The following is a 20,385-nucleotide window of genomic DNA, read 5'->3' as shown; positions in this document are numbered from 1 at the left end:
CGAACGGGGTGCGACCCAGAGTGCGCGTACTCAGGATCGGGTGTGCTCGTACACCCAGGTGGCGTAGTCGGGGTTGCCGCTCTCCACCCTGGACACCAGGATCTCCGGCACCTCGTACGGGTGGCTGACCCGGATCTGGTCCAGCAACGCGGTGAGCCGATCCGGTGCGGTCTTGAACTGCACCGACCACTCGGTGCTCGTCTCCATCCCGGACCGCCACCAGTAGGTGCTGTCCACCTGACCACCCACCTGGGCGCAGGCGGCGAGCCTGCCGGCGACGGCCGCAGCCGCCAGCACGTCGGCGACCGAACGCGCATCCACCACCGTTGTCACCACGCAGATCTCGTCCACGCCCGCACCCTACGCGGACATCTACCGATTAACGGCGATCCAGGCATCAATCTGCGCCCACCAATCGAAGAGCCAGTCGATGCGTTGCTGCCGTCCGGTCGGTACGTCCTCCGGCGGCACGGACCAGAACCGCATCACGATCCGCTTGTCCATCGGCAGCTCACGCCACACGTCGGCGACGGTGAGCATCCGGTCCAACCCGGTGTGGGCGACGAAGATGACCCCGGCGTCCGGTGCGGCGTCCAGCGCGGCGAGCATCCCACCGGGCTGCGGGGCGAGCACGTGGCGCATCCGCTCGGCGCGCAGGGCCATCCGTTCCAGGCCGAGGGAGCGCAGCCGGGCGATGGCGCGCAGCCGTCGCCGGGGGGTGAAGTTGCCGCCCTCGGGGAAGATCACGAACGCGTCGTTGTCGTCCAGGCCGTTGGCGAGGTGCCCGACCTGGCGTACCGTCTCCTCGCCGCGCTCCGGGGTCGGCGCGATGAACCGGTTGGGCAGCCGGTTGAGCAGCACGTCGATCGCCGGATCCCACTGGAGGCTGTCCTTGAGGACGATCCGGGGTTCCCGGTGGAACCAGTTGACCAGCCCGTGGATCAGGATGAACGAGTCGCCCGGCCCGGCGTGCCGACAGAGCACCAACTCGGGCCGGCCGGGCAGCGCGGTGTCCGGGTCGGTGCCCACCACGTCGATGCGCAACCGCAGTGTCCAATGTGCCTGCCAGAACAACACGCGCAGGAACCAGCCCGCCAGCACGTAGTGCGCACGCTGGAAGGCCGGCGACCGGGTCCGCCAGCCGAAGCCGGAGACGACCCAGAGCAGGAAGAGCGCGAGCAGCGCGGCGGCGTCCCAGACCAGGTAGAAGCAGCCGATCCAGAGCAGTCGCAGCGGGCGCAACCGGCCCGGGACCAGCGGGGACGCGGCCGCGGCGAGCAGCGCCCAGATCGGCAACGTGGTGACCACGAGGAAGGCGAGCAGCACGACCGCGGGGGCGAGCAGCAGCCGACGCAGCCACCGGGGAGGCAGCGGCATCACCGCTCCAGGTGGGTGGCGAGGTAGCGCCGGGAGGCGGTGTACGCGCGGCTGATCCGCCGTCCCACCGCCGCCATGTCCCGGTACGCCCACGGCGTGTCGTCGCGGGGGTTGAGCCCGCCGGTCGGCAGCACGTGCACCTCCACCCCCTCGGGTAGCGCCGCCATCTCCCGGAAGAAGCGGTGCCGGCGGGAGATCTCGAACGCGACCTGCGCGATCTCCCACGGCCGGCGGGGCGGGGTCAGCTCCCGTTCGATCCGACCCACCTGGAGGACGTAGATCCGGCGGGCGCCGACGGCCACGGCCTCGCCGATCGGGATGGAGTTGACGATCCCGCCGTCCACGTAGTGCGCGCCGTCGATCTCCATCGGCGGCAGCAGGCCCGGCACCGAGGCCGACGCCATCACCGCCGGCACCACCGGACCACTGTCGAACCAGTGCTCGGCGGCCCGCTCGATGTGGGCGGCGCAGCACCGGAACGGCACCCGCAGGTCGGCGAAGGTGGTGTCCACCCCCAGCTCGGTTTCCAACAGGCGGCGCAGCGGCCGGGGTGAGTGCAGGTGGGTGCGGGCGGCGAAGCGGCGCAGCTGCCGGGCCACCGAGTCGCCGTACACCTCGCTGGCCTCCGGTGAGGCCCAGAGCCGGACCAGCCGGTCGGTCACCGCCTCGGACGGGTCGGCGGCGACCAACGCGCCGTTCACCGCTCCGATCGAGGTGCCGAGCACCATGTCGGGTTGGATGCCAGCGCGGAACAGGGCCCGCAACATGCCGACCTCGACCGCGCCGAGCACTCCCCCGCCGCCGAGCACGAACGCCACCGGTCCCCCCGCCATGTCTCTCATCCTGGCACGGGCCCGCCGCCGACCGGTGGGCCGGCGTCGACCGGCGGTCAGCGCAGGGCACGCACCGTCCGTCGACGGCCGGCGCCGACGGCGTTGACAGGCCGCACGCATTCGCGCAACCTGATACAGCTCCCACCCCTGAGGCAGGTGCGATCCGTGAAGGCAGCGCTGCATCCGGGCCGATTGCTGGCTCGCAGATACCGACTTCTGGACCAGATCGGCGCCGGTGGCATGTCGGTCATCTGGCGTGCCCGGGACGAGGTACTGGACCGGGTGGTCGCGCTGAAGGTGCTCGCCCCGTCACTAGCCGCCGACGCGCGGTTCCGCGGCATGGTGCGCGAGGAGGCACGGGCCGCCGCCCAGCTGGTGCACCCGCACCTGACCTCCGTGCACGACTACGGCGAGACTGTCGACCCGGACGGATCCATCACCTCGTTCGTGGTGATGGAGCTGCTCAGCGGCGAGGAGTTGAAGCTGCGGCTCACCGAGGGGCCGTTGCCGTGGACCGAGGCGGTGCAGGTGGGCGCGCAGGTCGCGGACGCGCTGGCCGCCGCGCACCGGCTCGGCATCGTGCACCGGGACATCACCCCGGCCAACGTGATGATGACGGGGACGGGCGTCAAGGTGCTCGACTTCGGCATCGCCACCCGGATCGGCGCGCCCGACGAGGACGAGGACGGCGAGACCTTCGGCACCCCGGCGTACGTCGCCCCGGAACGTCTCGACGGCGCGCCGGCCCAACCGTCCACCGACGTCTACTCGCTCGGCGTGCTGCTGCACGAGGCGCTCACCGGCCGGGTTCCGTATCCGGCGGACACCTGGGAGCAGCTCAGCGCCGCGCTGGCCAGTGGCCCGCCGCCGACGCTGGCCGACCTGCCGGACCTGCCCGCACCGGTGGCCCAGATCTGCCTGCGCAGCCTCGCCCGGAACCCGGCCGATCGGCCGACCGCCCGGCAGGTCGCCACCGCACTCCGCGACCACTCGCTGCCCGCCGAGCCTCCGACCGCGACGATCCGGGTGCCCACCCAGCCCCTGCCACCACAGCCGGCCGCCGTCGCGACGGCCAGCGTCCCGGCGGCGGCGCAGCTGGGTGGAGACACCTCGGACGGTGGGGCCTCCTCCGGCGCGGGCGGGCCGGCGACCGGGTCGGGCTGGTCGCGGCGGCGGCTGGTGTTGCTGCTGCTGCTGGCCGTCGGGGTGACACTGGCCGGCGTGGCCCTGCTGCCCGAACAGCAGCCGACCCGCCGGGCGCAGCCCTCCGCCGGGCCGGTGACGACACCGTCGACCGACCCGCCAGCCCCCGAGTCATCCGCGCCGATCACGTCGTCCCCGCCGGCCACGGCGCCGTCGACGAAGCCGACCACCGGGGCGCCCACCTCGAACCCGGGCACCCTGACCGCTGTCGCGAACCGGGTCGACGGGTTGATCGGCGCCGGGCTGAGCGCCGGGGAGATCCGCGACGACGTGGCCCTCGACCTGCGCAACGAGCTGCGCAACCTGACCGTGGCGGTCAGCTCCGGGCGCGAAGAGCTGGCGCCGCCGGTGGCGCGGCTGCGCACCAAGGTCGCCGTCCGCCTCGGTGAGGGTGGCATCAGCCCGGCGTACGCCTCTCGGCTCGACGCCGCCATCGCCCAGCTGGGCGCGACCGGGGCCTGACCCGGCGGCACCCGTGGGTCAGCGCACCGGCACCCGGGCCGGTTCACGGACGTCGTGCCGGCCGAGGGCGAAGCGCCGATAGACCTCCGCGTAGCCGCTCGCCATCCGCTCCACCGAGAAGTTCCGCGCGACGTGCGCCACGCAGTCCTCCGGGTCGAGTCGCTCCGCCGCGAGCAATGCCGCGGGCAGCTCCTCCGACCGCTCGACGACGAGCCCGGTCAGCCCCGGCCGGACCAGCTCCGGCACCGCACCCCGGTTGAGCGCGACCACCGGCGTGCCGGTGGCCATCGCCTCCAGCATCACCATGCCGAACGGCTCGTCCCACTGGATCGGCATGATCAGGCAGCGGGCGTCGACGAGCATCCGCAGCGTCGTCGCGCGGTCCGCGTTGAGCACGACTGTCACATCCTCGTCGACCATCGGCGCGACGACCTGCTCGTAGTAGCGGCGCTCGGCCGGCTCGTTGCACTTGCCGGCCAGCAGCAGGGGCACACCGGCCGCCCGGCACGCCCGGATGGCGGTGTCCGGACCCTTGTCCGGGCTGAACCGGGCCAGCCACAGCACCGGCCCCGCGCCGGGCGTGTGCTTGCGCGGGAAGCCCCGGATGTCCAACGCGTTGTGCACGGTGCCGGCCCAGGGCAGGTTCGGGTTCAGCCGACGCTGGGCGTGCGAGATGGCGACCAGCGCGACGCCCGCGTCGATGTCGCTCAGCACGTCGCCGTACTCCCCGACGGGGTTGCCGTGCACTGTCGCGACAGTCGGAACGGCCCGACGGCCGGCGACCAGCGGACCGATGGTGGTGTGGTCGTGGATCACGTCGAAGTCGGCCGCGCTGATCAGCCGATTCACCCGGGCCAGGTGGGCCAGCTCGGGCAGTGACTCACCGAGCCGCTCGTACTGGACCTCGGCGACTGTGGAGACGAAGCCGTCGGCCGCCGTGCCGTGGTCACCGCCGGCGCCGAACAGGGTCACCGAGTGCCCCTGCCCGCAGAGCGCGTCCACCAGCGCGGCGACGACCTGTTCGAGGCCGCCGTAGCCGGGCGGCGGTACTGACAACCACGGCGGAACCACCATCGCGATGCGCAGCGACCGCTCCTCTGGGCGGCCCGCAGGCGGGTGGTTCACGGCCACGAGTCCTCCCCGTTGCTCCCCGGTGCGGCGGCACCGCCGGTCGGCGGCGGTTTCCCGGTGGTGTCCCGGGTAAACCGGACATGGCGGACGATCACCCGCCCACCAGGAGTTGGTCGTGGACCACCCGCACCCCGGGCGCGGACCATGCCACCCGCTCGACCTGGTCGCGTTCCCACCAGGAGCGGACCACCCCGGCGAGGACCAGCGTGTCGCCGTCCACCTCGACTGTCACCCGCTCGCCGCCGAGCGTGCGCATCAGCGCCCGCTGGACGTCCCGCCGTAGCCGCTCGGCCGCCGGTGGCGCCGCGGGTCGTACCTCGATCAGGTTGGTGATCCCCCGTACGCCGTCGAGCCGGCGCACCTCGCCCTCGGCGGCTCGCCGCTGCCACCCGAACTCGACCTCACCGCGCAGCATCAGCCAGCCGTTGGCCACTGTCACGTCCAGCCGTTCGGCGGGCACGAAGCTGTCCCACTCCAGGGCGCGGGTGGCGGCGTTGGCGACCTCGGCGTCGGTACGCCCCGGAGTGCCGGGCAGCCGCACCTCCATCTCGTCGGCCACCGCCCGTACGCCGCGAACCCGCTGTGCGCACCGGGTCGCGGCCCAACCGCGAGCGGCACCGTCCACGAATCCGGTCAGGGTGACGACGCCCTGGTCGACGGTCACCCCGATCTCGTTCGGTCGCAGCCGGGCGTCCCAGGCCAGCTCGGCCAGGACGTCGCGTTGGATCCGCTGGTCGTCGCGGACACCCACCACCTCGGTCATGCCACACCACCCCCGGTTCCGGTCGTCGCCCTCCGAACCTGTCGGGCGAACGGGTGACGGCGGTTCACCCGATCCGGGTGAACCGCCGTCTGGGCGGAAAAAGCGGCGGGTGACGGAGCCGACCCCCTCGGCCCCGCCACCCGCCGCCGGAGGGAGGAAGCAGGTTCAGACAGCTGGTCAGGACGTCTCGGCGAGCGTCACGGTCTCCGTCTTCTCGACACCGTTGCGCTTGAACTGCACCTCGACCCGGTCGCCGACCTTGCCGGCCTGCACCGCGCCGACCAGGTCGTCAGAGTCGTTGACGGGCTTGTCGCCGAACCGGGTGACGACGTCGCCGCGCTGGAGGCCGGCCTTCTCCGCCGGGCTGCCCGGGGTGACCGACGCGACGAGGGCGCCGCCGCCCTCGGCCTGGTTGACACCGACGCCGAGCGACGGGTGGCTGACCTTCTCGCCACGCTGGAGCTTGCCCGCGACGTCCTTGGCCTTGTTGCTGGGGATGGCGAACCCGACACCGATGTTGCCGGTGCTCTGCCCGGAGGTCGCGATGGCGGTGTTGACGCCGATCACCTCGCCCCGGGTGTTGACCAGCGCGCCACCGGAGTTGCCGGGGTTGATCGGCGCGTCCGTCTGGAGCAGGCCGGAGATCGAGCTGACCGCCTGGCCCTGCTGCTGGGTCGGGTCCTGCGGCTGACCCTCACCGGCCCGGATGGTGCGGTCCCGGGCGCTGAGGATGCCCGAGGTCACCGAACCCTGGAGACCGAGCGGGCTGCCCAGGGCGAGCACCTGGTCGCCGACCTGCATGGCGTCGCTGTCGCCGAACTTGGCCGGCTTGAGGTCGCTCACCCCGTTGGCCTTCACCACGGCCAGGTCGGTCTTCGGGTCGGTGCCGATGATCTTCGCGTCGGCGGTCTTGCCGTCAGCGAAGACCACCCGCACGGCGTCGCCGGCGGCGGACGCGACGACGTGGTTGTTGGTCAGCACGTACCCGTCGGCGCTGAGCACCACCCCGGAGCCCTCACCGCTGTCCGTGGTGATCGAGACGACGCTGTCCTGCACCGCCGCGGCGATCTTCGGCAGGTCGGCGCCATTGATCACGGGAGCCGCGGAGTAGGTGCGGGTGATGCCACCGCCGTCGCCGTCGAGGGCGAGCGCGAGTGCCCCACCGGCCACGCCGGAACCGAGCATCAGGGCGAACACCGCGACGCCGGCACCGGCGAACTTGGCGATCCGACCCGGCCGGGGGCCGCTGCCGGGCGGCGCGACCTGCGGGCCCCACGGCGGGACCGGCTGGCCCGGGTGGTGCGGGTGTTGCCCGGGGTGCTGGGCGTGCTGCCCGGGGTGCTGCTGGTGCTGGGCGTACGGCATGCCCGGCTGGCCCCCGCCGGCCCAGCCGGACTGCTGGCCCGGGTACCAGGGTGCACCGGGGTAGTGGCCGGCGGCCGGCTGTGGGTAGCCGGGCTGGCCGGGCGCCGGGTGACCGGAGACCGGGTACGGCGGCGCGGACGCGGCGGCGGCCGGGCGCTCGTAGCCGGTCGACGGCTCGTACCCGGTGGGCTGAGCGCCGGCCGGCGGGCCGGCGGGTGCGGTGGAGCCGGTGTAGCCGGCCGGGGTGACGGCGGTGCTGTCGGCGTCACCGGTGGTGGAGGCGACCGTCGGCTCACCGCCGGTCGAGACGACCGGTACGGGAGTGGTCGGGGAGTCGGACTGCACGCGCTCGTCGCGCGGCAGCTCGGCGGTGGGGTGCGACGGCTCGGCGTCGGTGGGGGCCGGCCGGCGCTGCGGGTCGGACTCGAACTCGGTCATGGCACTACCTTCTCCCTCCGCACTGCAATCAACCTGGAACCGTCCTGGAAGTTGGCTGAAAGTCACTCGCCCGCTCCGTCGACCTGTGGCAGCAGCGGCAGCCGAACCCGGAAGGTGGCCCCGCCGCCGGGCGTCTCGGCCACCTCGACCGAGCCGTGGTGGGCGGCGACCAGCGCCGCCACGATGGCCAGGCCGAGGCCGGTGCCGGTGTTGCCGTCGGCCCGCCGGGTACGGGCCGCGTCGGCCCGGTAGAACCGCTCGAAGACGCGTTCCGCCTGTTCGGCTGAGAGGCCGGGGCCGGTGTCGGCCACCTCCACGACGGCAAAGCCACCCGGTTCGGCGCGCAGCCGGACCCGGATCTCGGCCTCCGGTGGGGTGTGGGTGAGCGCGTTGGTGACCAGGTTGCCGATCACCTGCCGCAGCCGCGCGTCGTCGGCGGAGACGACGAGCGGGCCCGATTCGGGCGCGATCTCCAGCTCGATCCCCCGGTCCGGTGCCATCGCCCGCGCGGCCTGCACCGCGTCGGAGGCGAGCACCGGCAGCTCCACCGGGGTCAGCGAGAGCGGCCGTTCCATGTCCAACCGGGCGAGCAGCAGCAGGTCCTCCACCAGCAGCCCCATCCGGGCGGCCTCGTCCTCGATCCGGCGCAACAGGCCGGCGGTCTGTTCGGGCGCACGGGCGGCACCCTGCCGGTACAGCTCGGCGAAGCCACGAATGGTGGTGAGCGGAGTCCGCAGCTCGTGGGAGGCATCGGCGACGAACTGCCGCATCCGCTCCTCGGAGCGGATGGCCCGCGCCTCGGACGCCTGAGCGGCGACGGCGGCGTCCCGAGCGGCGCTCTCCGCCCAGCGGGCCGACGTCTCGGACGCGGCTCGGGCGGTGAACGCCGCCTCGATCTGGGTGAGCATCGCGTTCAGCGCCCGGGAGAGCCGGCCCAGCTCCGAGGTTGGCTCGGCCTGACCCTCCTCCGGGTCGGGCACCCGGCGGGTCAGGTCACCGCCGGCGATCGCCGCGGCGGTCTGTTCGATCTCGACGAGGGGCTTGAGGCTGGTCCGGACGATCGCCGCGCCGACCGAGGCCAGCATGATCAGCACTGCACCACCGACCAGGAGGTCTATCCAGACGAGTTGCTTCACCGCCCGGTCCACGTCGGTCAGCGGCTGACCGACGGCCAGCACCGAGCCGTCCCGCTGGGGGGCGTAGTAGACCCGCCAGCGGGTGTAGCCGTCGTGGGACCGGACGGTCTGCGGCTCGCCCTCCGCGGCCTCGAAACCCGCGCGAGTGTTAGGGAATGCGGGCAGTTGGTCGGGGTCGAAGCTGCGGCCGTCGTACTGGGGTCGGTACACCTGCTGCTCGTCGGCCACGATGACGACGTAGTCGCTGGGCAGCATCGCGCCAACCTCACCGGTGCGCAGCTTCGGGAGAAACTGGCCGAGGCCCTGGGCTGTCGACCGGACCTGCCCGTCGACCTGGCCCTCCAGGTAGTTGCGGAGGAAGTACGCGGTCAGCGAGCTGATCACCAGAAGCGCGACGGCGACCAGCGCGAGCACCGAGGTGACCAGCTTCACCCGCAGCGGAACGCTGCGCACCCGCCCCTTCGCCTGCTGGACCGCGTTCACGCCGCCGGCTTGCGCAGGACGTACCCGACGCCGCGAAGAGTGTGGATCAGCCGGGGTTGGGTGGTGTCGACCTTGCGCCGCAGGTACGAGATGTAGGACTCGACGATGTTGTCGTCGCCACGGAAGTCGTAGTTCCAGACGTGGTCGAGGATCTGCGCCTTGGACAGCACCCGGTTGGCGTTGAGCATCAGGTACCGCAGGAGCTTGAACTCGGTTGGCGAGAGCTGCACCCGCTGGCCGGCCCGGTGCACCTCGTGGGTCTCCTCGTCCAACTCCAGGTCGGCGAAGGTGAGCCGGGACGGTGTCTGCTCGCCGGTCGTGGTGCGGCGCAGCACGGCGCGGATCCGGGCTGTCAGCTCCTCCAGGCTGAACGGCTTCGTGACGTAGTCGTCGCCGCCCAGGGTCAGCCCACGGATCTTGTCGTCGGTGGCGTCCCGGGCGGTCAGGAACACCACAGGGGTACGCGTGCCGCCCTCGCGGAGCATCCGGATGACCTCGAAGCCGTCCAGGTCGGGGAGCATCACGTCGAGCACCACCAGGTCGGGCCGGTGGTCCTTGGCGGCGTTGAGCGCCGCGCTTCCGCTTGTCGCGGTCGCCACGTCGAAGCCCGCGAACCGCAGGCTCGCGGAGAGCAGTTCGAGGATGTTGGGGTCGTCCTCGACGACGAGCAGTCGCGCCTCGGTCTGGGTAGCGGGCATGCCCCCATCATCGGTGACATCACTGCGCCAGCGCTGGACGCTTCCTGCAAAAAGGCTGTGAGTCCCGGCCGCCCGGAGACGTTGGTCAGCGCAGCAGGCGACGCAGCCCGTCCAGGGCGCCGTCGAGCAGCCGGATCGCGGTGCGCAGCTGGGTGTCGCTGAACTGCCGGGCGCGCATCAGCCGGCCCACCTCGCCGGTGAACGCGGCCAGCCGCTGGTCCAGTTCGTCGAGCAGCTCGGCCTGCGGCCCGGCTGTCGACGCCGGCCGGGGCGGCGGTGCTGGCGCCTCCCACCGGGCTCGTCGGGTCTGCCGGGTGGCCTCGCTCAACTCCCGTTTGAGGTCGCGTGCCGATCCGCGTACCTCGCTGCGGATCTCGCCGGCGAGGCTGGAGAGATCCGCCACGGAGGCGGCGATGTCCGTTTCCAGCGCGGTCAACTCGGCGGCCCGTTGGCGCAGCTCCGCCCGGCCGGCGTCGGTGATGTCGTACGTCTTGCGGCCACCGGCCGCGGTGTGGCTGACCAGACCCTCGACCTCCAGCCGTTGCAGGCGGGGGTAGATGGTGCCGGCGCTGGGCGCGTACAGCCCGAGGAAGCGGTCCTCCAGCAACCGGATCAGCTCGTAGCCGTGCTTCGGGCCGTCGTCGAGGAGCTTGAGCAGGTAGAGCCGGAGCCGCCCGTGGCTGAACACGGCGGTCACGGCAGCTCCTCCCCATCGTCGTCGACGGCTCGGGCGAGCAGGGCGATGCTCCCCGAGGTCGCGGAAGCCCAGAGCTTACCTTCGCCGGCGCCGAGCACCCCCTCGCTGCTGGGCAGTGGGAACGTCGAGCTGCGCAGCTGCGAAAAGCCGCTGGTGATCCGGCCGGAGGCGGTGTTGAGCCGGACGGCGAGGTCGCTGTCCGCGCGGACCCGGACGGTGATGCTGCCCGAGATCGTGGTCAACCGGATCTCGCTGCGCCGAGGATTATCCAAATCACAGGTGATCGGACCTGAGACGGTCTGCGCCCGGACCCGGTCGGCGGCGCTGTCGGCGAGGATCACCTCCCCGGAGACCGTCTCCACCGTGAGGTCGCCGCGGACGCCGAGCGCCTCCACAGGCCCTGAGGTGATCTTCGCGGAGGTGCTGCCGCGCAGCCCCATCAGGGTGATCTGGCCGGCGACGACGTCGACTGTGGTCTGCCGGCGCAGGCCGGAGGCGACCACCGAGCCCGCGACCAGGCCCAGATCGGCGAGGACGTCGGCGGGCACGGCGATGGAGACGTCCACCCGGGGATAGCGGTGGATCATCCGGAACCAGCGCAGGACGTCCGACCAGCCCCGACCGCGCTCCTGGCGGATGCTGAGCCGACCGTCGGTGTGGTCGATCAGGACCGGCCGACGGCCGACCTGGGTCACGTCGATCCGGGTCGGCCCGTCGGTGGCGACCACGTTGAGCCGCCCACTGATCAGTCGAACGTCCAGCCGGACGACCGGAGCGTCCAGTGTGAGCCGTTGCGGGCTCTCGACCGTCCATCCGGCCATGGCGTCCCCCTCTCGACGACGCGCAGGAGCACGTCGAACAGGAGAAGACTGTAACGCGATACATCGCGACACCACAAGACAGGTCGCGAGTTGGGCGCCCCGCTCGGCGTTCGGCGTGCCCCCTCAGGCCGCCAGGTCCAGCTCCCGATCGACGAGCGGAGCCGGCACGGAAACGACAGGGGTCACCGTCGGCACCGGCCGCAGCCGGGCCCGCGCCACGGAACCCGCCGTCGGCACCAGGTGTACGGCCGACTCGGCGGCCCGGGCCAGCAACCGCCGATCGGCGTCACGGGCCGGGTGCAGCGCACCGGCGATCGTCACCGAGACCAGCAGATCCCGCGCCGCGACGACCCGTGCCACCGAGCGCAGCAGGGTGTCCGCACCGAGGAAGGCGGCTGCCGTGGTGCTCGACCCGGTGGCCGCACAGCGGTAGGTGAGCCGCAGCGGCACCACCGGGCTGCCCGTGTCGATGGCCGCCTGGAACGTCGCGGGCCGGAAACCGCCGCCGGGGCGGCAGTCGGTGGCACCGCTCCCGGCACACCACGTCGTACCCTCCGGAAAGACCGCCACCGACCGCCCGGCGCGCAGCGCGTCGGCGACCCGGGCGACGGTCCTCGGCAGCGCCAGCGGCCGGGCGCGGTCCACGAAGACAGTGCCAGCCGCAGCGGCCAGCAGACCGACCACCGGCCAGGAACGGATCTCCCGTTTCGCCACCATCCGGGTGGGCGCGACCGCCAGCACGGCGAGGATGTCCAGCCAGGAGACATGGTTCGCGACCAGCAGCGCTCGCCGCCGGGGCAGCCGACCCCGGATCACGAGGCGGACACCGAAGGCACGCGCGGTGGCCCGGGCCCAGCCGCTGACCAGGCCCTGCCGTTCCCGCCGGGGAAGCACGGGCAGCAGCAGCACCACCGGGATCCCGGCCAGCAGCATGCCGAGCGCGGCGACCAGCCGGAGCACCCGGCGGGCAACCGGCACGGTGGGCACCTCACCGACCGCCGGCAGGCAGTCGTCGTCGCAGCCGGAGGAGGGCCGCCACAGGTCGCGCGGCGCGGCGGTCACCGCTGCTCCCCGCCGAGGAAGTGGCGCAGGTAGCGCGGGTTCATCCGGTCCAGGGAAAAGAGGACGTAGAAGTCCGCGCAACCGAAGTCGCTGTCGTACGACGGCTCGCCGCAGATCCACGCGCCGAGCCGGAGGTAGCCACGCAGCAGCGGCGGAACCGGCACCCGCCCGGCCGGGGCAGCGGCGAGCGGGCCGGCGGCGGCCCCCTCGGTGAACCACGGCCGCAACGGGCGAACCCGCAGCGGCGGCGGCGACAGGTGCCGGGCGCGGGCCTGGGTCCACACCTCGGCGACCGTCCGCCCGCCGTCAGCCACCGGCACCGACGCGCAGCCGCCGAGCCAGCGGGAGCCGCGCAGGTGCAGGTAACGGATGATGCCGGCCCACATCAGGTTGATCACCGCGCCGGAGCGGTGATCCGGGTGCACGCAGGACCGACCCGCCTCGACCAGGTCGTCGCGCAGCGGGTCGAGCGGGCTCAGGTCGAACTCGTCCTCGGCGTAGCGCCGGGTGGTGCGCCCCGGCGGCAACAGCCGGTACGTGCCGACCACCTCGCCGGTGCTGTCCTCGCGGACGATCAGGTGGTCGCAGTACGCGTCGAAGGGGTCCACGTCCAACCCGGCCTCGCCGGGAAGGAGGGTGGCGCCGAGTTCGGTGGCGAACACCTCGTGGCGCAGGCGTTGCGCGGCCGCGACCTGGGTGGGGTCGTCGGCGATCAGCAGGGTGTATCCGCTGGTCTTCAGGGGTGTGCCAGCGGCATGCAGAACGGCCATGGGATCTGTCTAGGTGCCCGGGTTGCCATCCACGGGGCGCACCGGTGTCGATCGGATGAACGCCGGCAGGCGAGACCGCTAGCGGCGCCCGGCGTGGACCGTGCGAGGCTGCCCAAGCAGGCCGGCGAAGGCGCCGACACGCACCATCGGAGGTCCACGATGCGCATCGAATCCCGCTACAACGGGCCGACCGGTTCCGGCAACGGCGGCTGGAGCGCGGGGGTCTTCGCCGCCGAGGCGGGCGGCAGCGGACCGGTCGAGGTGACGCTACGCCGGCCACCACCGCTGGAGACCGAGCTGACAGTGGTCGACGGCGAGGTCCGGGACCCGGCCGGCGAGTTGGTGGCCGAGGTGCGCCCGGCCGGAATGATCGATGCCGTCGTACCCCCGGTCGACCTGGCCACGGCGGTGGCCGCCGCGGCCCGCTACCCCGGCCTGGTCGAGCATCCGTTCCCCACCTGTTACGTCTGCGGGCCGCAGCGCGCCGACGGGCTGCGGATCTTCCCCGGCCGGCTGCCGGACGGCCGGACCGCCGCGCCGTTCCGCGCGCCAGCTCAGGTCGGTGCGGCCACGGTCTGGGCGGCGCTGGACTGCCCCGGCGGTTGGGCTGTGCTCGCGCCGGGCCGCCCGTACCTGCTGGGCCGGATCGCCGCCGTGGTCGCGGCGCTGCCCGGGCCGGGCGACGAGTGCGTGGTGACCGGGGCGTTGCTGCGCGTCGATGGGCGCAAGGCGCTCGTGCACACCAGTCTGTACGGCCCGGACGGGTCGTTGCTCGGCGCGGCACGGGCAACCTGGATCGCCCGCTGAGCCCGGGCCGTCGTCCGCAGGGATGAGTCGCCTCCACCCCGCGACGGAGGCAAACGTACCGACCGCGCCTGATTGACCTTGTTGCCACGGGCCGTCACGCTGTGCCACGGCGTACCTCGACGCCACACACGGGAGGAGAACGATGACTGACGGGCAGCGAAGCCCCACCAGCGACGGTCAGATCGTGGTGTCCGGTCTGACGAAGCAGTACAAGAACGTCCGGGCGGTGAACAACCTGTCCTTCACAGTGGCGCCGGGGCGGGTGACCGGCTTCCTCGGCCCGAACGGCGCAGGCAAGACCACCACGCTGCGCATGCTGCTGAATCTGGTCACGCCGACCGCCGGCACTGCCACCATCAGCGGCCAGCGGTACGCCGACCTCTCCACCCCGCTGCGGCAGGTCGGCGCGGTGCTGGAGGCGTCCAGCGCGCACAAGGGCCGCACCGGCATCAACCACCTGCGGGTCATCTGCGCCGCGGCCGGGCTGCCCAAGCAGCGGGCCGACGAGGCGTTGGCCCTGGTCGGGCTGACCCCGGCGGCGAAGCGCAAGTTCAAGGGTTACTCGCTGGGCATGAAGCAGCGGCTCGGCATCGCCGCCGCGATGCTCGGTGACCCCCGCGTGCTGATCCTCGACGAGCCGGCCAACGGGCTGGACCCGGAGGGCATCCGGTGGATGCGTGGGTTCCTCAAGAACCTCGCCCACGAGGGCCGTACGGTGCTGGTCTCCAGCCACCTGCTGTCGGAGATGCAGCTGCTCGCCGACGACGTGGTGATCATCGCGGCCGGGCAGTTGGTCCGGCAGGGTCCTGTCGACCAGGTGCTCGGGTCGATGGCCCAGAGCGCCCGGGTTCGGGTCCGCACCCCGCAGGCCGAGGTGTTGGCCGCCGCCCTCAAGGCGCAGTCGGCGACCATCGAGACCGATGAGCAGGGTGTGCTGCTGGTCGCCGGGGTGGACGCCCCGACGATCGGCCGGTCCGCCCTCGCAGCCGGGGTCGAGCTGCACGAACTGACCACCGAACGGCCCGATCTGGAACGGGTCTTCCTGGAGCTGACGGCCGGAAAGGCGGGCATCCGATGAACCTGGTCCGATCCGAGCTACTCAAGATCCGTACCACCAGCACCTGGTGGTGGCTGGCCCTCGGCGCGTTCCTCTCGATCGCCCTGGCATTCGCGATCAACGCGTGGTTGCTCGTCACGACGCTCGGCGGCGACGCCGAGGAGATCGGCGTCAGCGCCGAGCAGGCGACAGCGCCGGCGCAGGCCGCGAACCTCTACACCTCGGGCCAGTACCTCGGGCTGATGTTCGTGATGCTCATCGGCATCCTGATGGTCACCAACGAGTTCTTCCACCAGACCGCGACCACGACGTTCCTGACGACTCCCCGGCGAACGTCGGTCATCGTCAGCAAGCTCGTCGCCGCCAGCCTGCTCGGCTTCATGTTCTGGCTGGCGACCACGCTGATCGACCTGGCCGCCGGTGCGATCTTCCTGTCCGCCAACGACTACGGCACTCAGCTCGGTGAGTGGCCGGTACAGCGGGCGCTGCTGTTCAACCTGCTGGCCTACGCCATCTGGACCATCCTCGGGGTGGGCATCGGCACGCTGATCACCAACCAGCTCGGTGCGGTGATCACGGCGGCGGTGCTCTACCTGATCGGCACCCAGGTGGTGGGTCTGCTGTTCCTGCTCCTGTCGAACGTGCTCGACAGCCAGGCGGTGCTGAAGTGGCAGGTGGTCTGGCCCGCTGTGGCGTCCCAGGTCATGATCACGGAGGGCACCTCGGAGTTCACCCCGTCCTGGTGGGTCGGGGCCCTGGTGCTGATCGGCTACGCGCTGGTCAGCGGAATCGCCGGAATTCTGCTCACCCGGCGGCGCGACATCGCCTGATGGCGTCTGCGACCCCGGGGCGGCAACGGCAGCTGGCCGCTCCGGGGTCGGGCGTCACCCTCGGCGACCGGCCGCGCGAGGGCCGGGGTGTTACCAGTTCGACACGGTGCGCGCAGGCGTTGCTGAACTTCTGGCATCTTCTGTGAAACCGGCCACGGGACCGAGGCGGAAATGCCTGCGGGATCGGTACGGCGTAGCCTGGAACCCGTCCAGTCCGTGCTCCTAATCGGGCGCGACGGACCCACCGCGTGCCACACAAACCCGCGTGAAAGAGGCGATTACCGGCCGTGTCGACCCAGCAGACTTCGCAGGAGAACCCACTGGCGGGTTTCGGCCCGAATGAGTGGATCGTCGAGGAGATGTACCAGCGCTACCTCGCCGACCCATCGAGCGTTGATTCGGCCTGGCACGACTTCTTCGCCGACTACCGACCGGCACCGGGTGCGGGCACCCCGCGCGGCGCCGAATCGTCGGACAAGCCGGCCGCCGCCCCCGAGCCGGACGGCCAGCCGGAGGCAGCCGCCACTGTGGCCCAGCCGAGCGCCCCGGCCAAGCCGGCGTCCGCGAGCAAGCCGGCCGCCACCCAGCCGGCGCCGGCCAAGCCCGCCGCCCCGGCAACGCCGAAGGCCACGCCGGAGAAGGCCGCCCCGGCCAAGCCGGCCGCCAAGGCCGCCGCGCCGAGCGCCGACGGCCCGCAGACCACCCCGTTGCGGGGCGTCGCGGCGAAGATCGTCCAGAACATGGACGCTTCGCTGAGCGTGCCCACCGCTACCAGCGTGCGCGCGGTCCCGGCCAAGCTGCTGGTGGACAACCGCATCGTGATCAACAACCACCTCGCCCGTGGGCGGGGCGGCAAGGTCAGCTTCACGCACCTGGTCGGCTACGCCATGGTGCGCGCGCTGGTCCAGCACCCCGAGATGAACAACTCCTTCGCCGAGGCCAACGGCAAGCCGGCGGTGGTCCGCCCGGCGCACGTCAACCTCGGCATCGCTATCGACCTGGCCAAGCCGGACGGCAGCCGCAACCTGGTGGTCCCCTCCATCAAGGGCTGCGAGCAGATGGACTTCCGGCAGTTCTGGCAGGCGTACGAGGACGTGGTCCGACGGGCGCGGCGCAACGAGCTGACCATGGACGACTACTCGGGCACCACGATCTCGCTGACCAACCCGGGCGGCATCGGCACCGTGCACTCGATGCCGCGGCTCATGCAGGGGCAGAGCGCGATCATCGGCGTCGGCGCGATGGAATACCCGGCCCCCTACCAGGGGATGTCCGAGGCCACCCTGGCCGAGCTGGCGGTCAGCAAGATCATCACACTGACCAGCACGTACGACCACCGGATCATCCAGGGCGCGCAGTCCGGCGAGTTCCTCAAGGTGATGCACGAGCTGATCCTGGGCGAGCACGGCTTCTACGACCAGATCTTCACCGCGCTGCGCATCCCGTACGAGCCGGTGCGCTGGATGCGCGACGTCGCGGTCAACTCCGAGGGTCAGATCAACAAGACCGCCCGGGTGCACGAGCTGATCCACGCGTACCGGGTGCGCGGTCACCTGATGGCCGACACCGACCCGCTGGAATTCAAGATCCGCAAGCACCCCGACCTGGACGTCCTCCAGCACGGGCTCACCCTGTGGGACCTGGACCGCGAGTTCCCGGTCAACGGCTTCGCCGGCCGGCAGCGGATGAAGCTGCGCGAGATCCTCGGCGTGCTGCGCGACTCGTACTGCCGCCGTGTCGGCATCGAGTACATGCACATCCAGGACCCGGAGGAGCGGCGCTGGGTCCAGGAACGGATCGAGCGCAAGTACGAGAAGCCGTCCGCCGACGAGCAGAAGCACGTGCTCAACCGGCTGAACGCCGCCGAGGCGTTCGAGACCTTCCTCCAGACCAAGTACGTCGGCCAGAAGCGCTTCTCGCTGGAGGGCGGCGAGTCGCTGATCCCGCTGCTCGGTGAGGTGCTGGAATCCTCCGCCGAGAACGGGCTGGACGAGGTCGTCATCGGCATGGCCCACCGGGGTCGGCTCAACGTGCTGGCCAACATCGTCGGCAAGCCGTACGAGAAGATCTTCTCTGAGTTCGAGGGTCACCTGGACCCGCGCTCGACGCAGGGCTCCGGCGACGTGAAGTACCACCTGGGTCAGAACGGCAAGTTCACCACCCCCGACGGCGAGCACGCGGTCAAGGTGTCGGTGGTGGCCAACCCGTCGCACCTGGAGGCCGTCGACCCGGTGCTGGAGGGCATCGTCCGGGCCAAGCAGGACCGGATCGACCTCAAGCTGGAGGGCTACACAGTGCTGCCGCTGGCGGTGCACGGTGACGCCGCCTTCGCCGGTCAGGGCGTGGTCGCCGAGACGCTCAACCTGTCCCAGCTGCGCGGCTACCGCACCGGCGGCACAGTGCACGTGGTGGTGAACAACCAGGTCGGCTTCACCACCGCCCCGGAGTACAGCCGGTCCAGCCTCTACAGCACCGACGTGGCCCGGATGATCCAGGCGCCGATCTTCCACGTCAACGGCGACGACCCGGAGGCAGTGGTCCGGGTGGCCCGGCTGGCATTTGAATACCGGCAGACGTTCAACAAGGACGTCGTGATCGACATGGTCTGCTACCGCCGGCGCGGGCACAACGAGGGCGACGACCCGTCGATGTCCAACCCTCAGATGTACAAGATCATTGACTCGAAGCGCTCGGTCCGCAAGCTCTACACCGAGGAGCTGATCGGTCGCGGTGACATCACCGTGGAGGACGCGGAGGAGCTGCTTCGCGACTACCAGGCGCAGCTGGAGAAGGTCTTCAAGGCCACCCGGGACGCCGCCTCGGCACCTCGCCAGCTCAACCGGCCGCGCCGCGAGGAGGAGCCGGAGCCGCAGGTCGACACCGCCACCGACGCGTCGGTGGTCAAGGCCATCGGCGAGGCGCACATCAACCTGCCGGAGGGCTTCACCCCGCACAAGCGGATCCAGCAGTTGCTGGACCGACGGGCCAAGATGTCCGTCGAGGGCAACATCGACTGGGGCTTCGGCGAGATCATCGCGCTCGGGGCACTGCTGCACGACGGGGTCACCGTCCGGCTCGCCGGTCAGGACTCCCGTCGCGGCACGTTCGTCCAGCGGCACGCCTCGGTGGTCGACTCCCGCACCGGCGACGACTACCTGCCGTTGAAGTCGCTCACCGGCGACGGCGACCGCTCCCGGTTCTTCGTGCACGATTCGCTGCTCAGCGAGTACGCGGCGATGGGCTTCGAGTACGGCTACTCGGTGGAGAACATCAACGCCCTCGTCGCCTGGGAGGCCCAGTTCGGCGACTTCGTCAACGGCGCCCAGTCGGTGATCGACGAGTTCATCTCGTCCGGTGAGGTGAAGTGGGGCCAGCGCTCCGCCATCACCCTGCTGCTGCCGCACGGCCACGAGGGTCAGGGCCCGGACCACACCTCCGGCCGGCCGGAGCGGTTCCTGCAGATGTGCGCCGAGGACAACATGCGGGTGTCCATCCCGACGACCCCGGCGAACTACTTCCACCTGCTGCGCCGCCAGGCCCTGTCGCCCAAGCGCAAGCCGCTGGTGGTGTTCACGCCGAAGTCGTTGCTGCGGCACAAGCTCTGCGTCTCGTCGGTGGAGGACTTCACCACCGGCACCTTCCAGCCGGTGCTGCGCGACACGGCCGCCCCGGCGCCGGAGGCGGTGAAGCGGGTGCTGCTCTGCTCCGGCAAGGTCTACTACGACCTGTTCCAGGCCCGGCAGGAGCGCGGCGTCACCGACACCGCGATCCTCCGACTGGAGCAGCTGTACCCGCTGCCGGTGGAGGAGATCCGGGCCGCCCTCGCGCAGTTCCCGAACGCGGAGGACTTCGCCTGGGTGCAGGAGGAGCCGGCCAACCAGGGTGGCTGGTCGTTCGTCGCGCTCAACCTGCTGGAGCACCTCACGGACGTTCGGCTGCGGCGGATCTCCCGCCCGGCCGCGGCCGCCCCGGCTGTCGGCTCGGCGAAGACCCACGAGGTCGAGCAGAACGCGCTGATCGAGGCGGCTCTCCCCCGCCCGTGACCTGACCTGAGCACGGAAGCCGGGGCAGGGCCGTTTCACAGCGGTCCTGCCCCGGCTCTCGTCGGCCCACCCATCACCCGCCCGGCCCGAGCCGGGCCGAGCACGAGGACGTACCCATGTACTTCACCGACCGTGGCATCGAAGAGCTGGTCGAGCGCCGGGGCGAGGAGCAGGTGACCCTGGAGTGGCTCGGCGAGCGCCTGCGCGACTTCGTCGACCTCAACCCCGACTTCGAAACCCCCGTCGAACGCCTGGCCACCTACCTGGCGCGCCTGGACGACCCCGACGACGACGACGCCTAACCCCACCCCACCCCCGCCCTCACGCGTTGATCATGAGGTTAGCCGCGCGTGTCGTCGGCGTGTCGAGCGCCAACTCCATGATCACCGGGGCGGGAGGGCTCGCCCGC

The 20,385-nt window shown here is 71.7% G+C and carries 18 protein-coding genes; 6 read left to right on the top strand and 12 right to left on the bottom strand.

Annotated elements, in window-relative coordinates:
- Nucleotides 1–30 precede the first annotated feature (30 nt).
- Genes cutA through NIE79_RS23365 form a run of 3 tightly spaced genes read right to left on the bottom strand, consistent with a single transcriptional unit; the run spans nucleotide 31 to nucleotide 2,210 of the window.
- The gene (cutA, locus tag NIE79_RS23375; protein WP_091406014.1) at nucleotides 31–351 is read right to left on the bottom strand and encodes a divalent-cation tolerance protein CutA; all 321 of its coding nucleotides are present in this window, start codon (nucleotides 349–351) and stop codon (nucleotides 31–33) included.
- Nucleotides 352–372: 21 nt separating this feature from the next.
- Nucleotides 373–1,377 (bottom strand): 1-acyl-sn-glycerol-3-phosphate acyltransferase, encoded by a 1,005-nt coding sequence (locus tag NIE79_RS23370; RefSeq protein WP_238680596.1) that lies wholly within the window; start codon nucleotides 1,375–1,377, stop codon nucleotides 373–375.
- On the bottom strand, nucleotides 1,377–2,210 hold the full coding sequence (locus tag NIE79_RS23365) for a patatin-like phospholipase family protein (RefSeq protein ID WP_238680595.1): 834 nt from the start codon (nucleotides 2,208–2,210) through the stop codon (nucleotides 1,377–1,379). The genes NIE79_RS23370 and NIE79_RS23365 overlap by 1 nt, the downstream gene beginning before the upstream one ends.
- A gap of 165 nt (nucleotides 2,211–2,375) precedes the next feature.
- Here NIE79_RS23365 and NIE79_RS23360 point away from each other — a divergent pair, with 165 nt between their 5' ends.
- Entirely contained in the window at nucleotides 2,376–3,875 is a 1,500-nt protein-coding gene (locus NIE79_RS23360; protein WP_238680594.1) for a serine/threonine-protein kinase, read from the top strand.
- Nucleotides 3,876–3,893: 18 nt separating this feature from the next.
- Here the strand turns inward: NIE79_RS23360 and NIE79_RS23355 are convergent, their stop codons facing one another.
- The 9 genes from NIE79_RS23355 to NIE79_RS23315 all read right to left on the bottom strand — a co-directional run bounded on the left by NIE79_RS23355 (nucleotide 3,894) and on the right by NIE79_RS23315 (nucleotide 13,239).
- Nucleotides 3,894–4,949 carry a glycosyltransferase family 4 protein gene (locus tag NIE79_RS23355; protein WP_238680639.1) on the bottom strand — a complete coding sequence of 352 codons (1,056 nt, stop codon included), beginning with the start codon at nucleotides 4,947–4,949 and terminating at the stop codon, nucleotides 3,894–3,896.
- A 148-nt stretch (nucleotides 4,950–5,097) separates the two neighbouring features.
- Entirely contained in the window at nucleotides 5,098–5,769 is a 672-nt protein-coding gene (locus NIE79_RS23350) for a BON domain-containing protein (RefSeq protein WP_238680593.1), read from the bottom strand.
- A gap of 177 nt (nucleotides 5,770–5,946) precedes the next feature.
- Nucleotides 5,947–7,572: a trypsin-like peptidase domain-containing protein gene (locus NIE79_RS23345; protein ID WP_238680592.1), complete on the bottom strand. Its 1,626-nt coding sequence runs from the start codon at nucleotides 7,570–7,572 to the stop codon at nucleotides 5,947–5,949.
- A 62-nt stretch (nucleotides 7,573–7,634) separates the two neighbouring features.
- On the bottom strand, nucleotides 7,635–9,191 hold the full coding sequence (locus NIE79_RS23340; RefSeq protein ID WP_238680591.1) for a sensor histidine kinase: 1,557 nt from the start codon (nucleotides 9,189–9,191) through the stop codon (nucleotides 7,635–7,637).
- The gene (locus NIE79_RS23335) at nucleotides 9,188–9,889 is read right to left on the bottom strand and encodes a response regulator transcription factor (RefSeq protein WP_184178241.1); all 702 of its coding nucleotides are present in this window, start codon (nucleotides 9,887–9,889) and stop codon (nucleotides 9,188–9,190) included. Before NIE79_RS23335 ends, NIE79_RS23340 begins: the two co-directional genes overlap by 4 nt.
- An 85-nt stretch (nucleotides 9,890–9,974) precedes the next feature.
- Nucleotides 9,975–10,586 carry a PadR family transcriptional regulator gene (locus tag NIE79_RS23330; RefSeq protein ID WP_238680590.1) on the bottom strand — a complete coding sequence of 204 codons (612 nt, stop codon included), beginning with the start codon at nucleotides 10,584–10,586 and terminating at the stop codon, nucleotides 9,975–9,977.
- Nucleotides 10,583–11,407 carry a DUF4097 family beta strand repeat-containing protein gene (locus tag NIE79_RS23325; RefSeq protein WP_238680589.1) on the bottom strand — a complete coding sequence of 275 codons (825 nt, stop codon included), beginning with the start codon at nucleotides 11,405–11,407 and terminating at the stop codon, nucleotides 10,583–10,585. Before NIE79_RS23325 ends, NIE79_RS23330 begins: the two co-directional genes overlap by 4 nt.
- Before the next feature lie 123 nt (nucleotides 11,408–11,530).
- On the bottom strand, nucleotides 11,531–12,469 hold the full coding sequence (locus tag NIE79_RS23320) for a lysophospholipid acyltransferase family protein (protein WP_238680588.1): 939 nt from the start codon (nucleotides 12,467–12,469) through the stop codon (nucleotides 11,531–11,533).
- Nucleotides 12,466–13,239 carry a GNAT family N-acetyltransferase gene (locus tag NIE79_RS23315; protein ID WP_238680587.1) on the bottom strand — a complete coding sequence of 258 codons (774 nt, stop codon included), beginning with the start codon at nucleotides 13,237–13,239 and terminating at the stop codon, nucleotides 12,466–12,468. Before NIE79_RS23315 ends, NIE79_RS23320 begins: the two co-directional genes overlap by 4 nt.
- Before the next feature lie 159 nt (nucleotides 13,240–13,398).
- Between NIE79_RS23315 and NIE79_RS23310 the strand changes: the two genes are divergently transcribed.
- The 5 genes from NIE79_RS23310 to NIE79_RS23290 all read left to right on the top strand — a co-directional run bounded on the left by NIE79_RS23310 (nucleotide 13,399) and on the right by NIE79_RS23290 (nucleotide 20,278).
- Entirely contained in the window at nucleotides 13,399–14,046 is a 648-nt protein-coding gene (locus NIE79_RS23310) for a hypothetical protein (RefSeq protein ID WP_238680586.1), read from the top strand.
- Between the two features lie 142 nt (nucleotides 14,047–14,188).
- Nucleotides 14,189–15,124 carry an ABC transporter ATP-binding protein gene (locus tag NIE79_RS23305; RefSeq protein ID WP_238680585.1) on the top strand — a complete coding sequence of 312 codons (936 nt, stop codon included), beginning with the start codon at nucleotides 14,189–14,191 and terminating at the stop codon, nucleotides 15,122–15,124.
- A complete protein-coding gene (locus NIE79_RS23300; protein ID WP_196929680.1) occupies nucleotides 15,121–15,933 on the top strand; it encodes an ABC transporter permease in 813 nt (270 codons plus the stop codon). The genes NIE79_RS23305 and NIE79_RS23300 overlap by 4 nt, the downstream gene beginning before the upstream one ends.
- Nucleotides 15,934–16,220: 287 nt before the next feature.
- Nucleotides 16,221–19,976, top strand: a complete 3,756-nt coding sequence (locus NIE79_RS23295; RefSeq protein WP_238680584.1) for a multifunctional oxoglutarate decarboxylase/oxoglutarate dehydrogenase thiamine pyrophosphate-binding subunit/dihydrolipoyllysine-residue succinyltransferase subunit — start codon at nucleotides 16,221–16,223, stop codon at nucleotides 19,974–19,976.
- A 116-nt stretch (nucleotides 19,977–20,092) separates the two neighbouring features.
- A complete protein-coding gene (locus NIE79_RS23290) occupies nucleotides 20,093–20,278 on the top strand; it encodes a DUF6104 family protein (RefSeq protein ID WP_238680583.1) in 186 nt (61 codons plus the stop codon).
- The last annotated feature ends 107 nt before the right edge of the window (nucleotides 20,279–20,385 follow it).

The sequence above is a fragment of the Micromonospora trifolii genome (assembly GCF_022229005.1).
GTDB classification, from domain to species: Bacteria; Actinomycetota; Actinomycetes; order Mycobacteriales; family Micromonosporaceae; genus Micromonospora; species Micromonospora trifolii.
The sequence above is the reverse complement of the archived record's forward strand: the minus strand, read 5'-3'. Positions and strand labels throughout refer to the sequence as shown.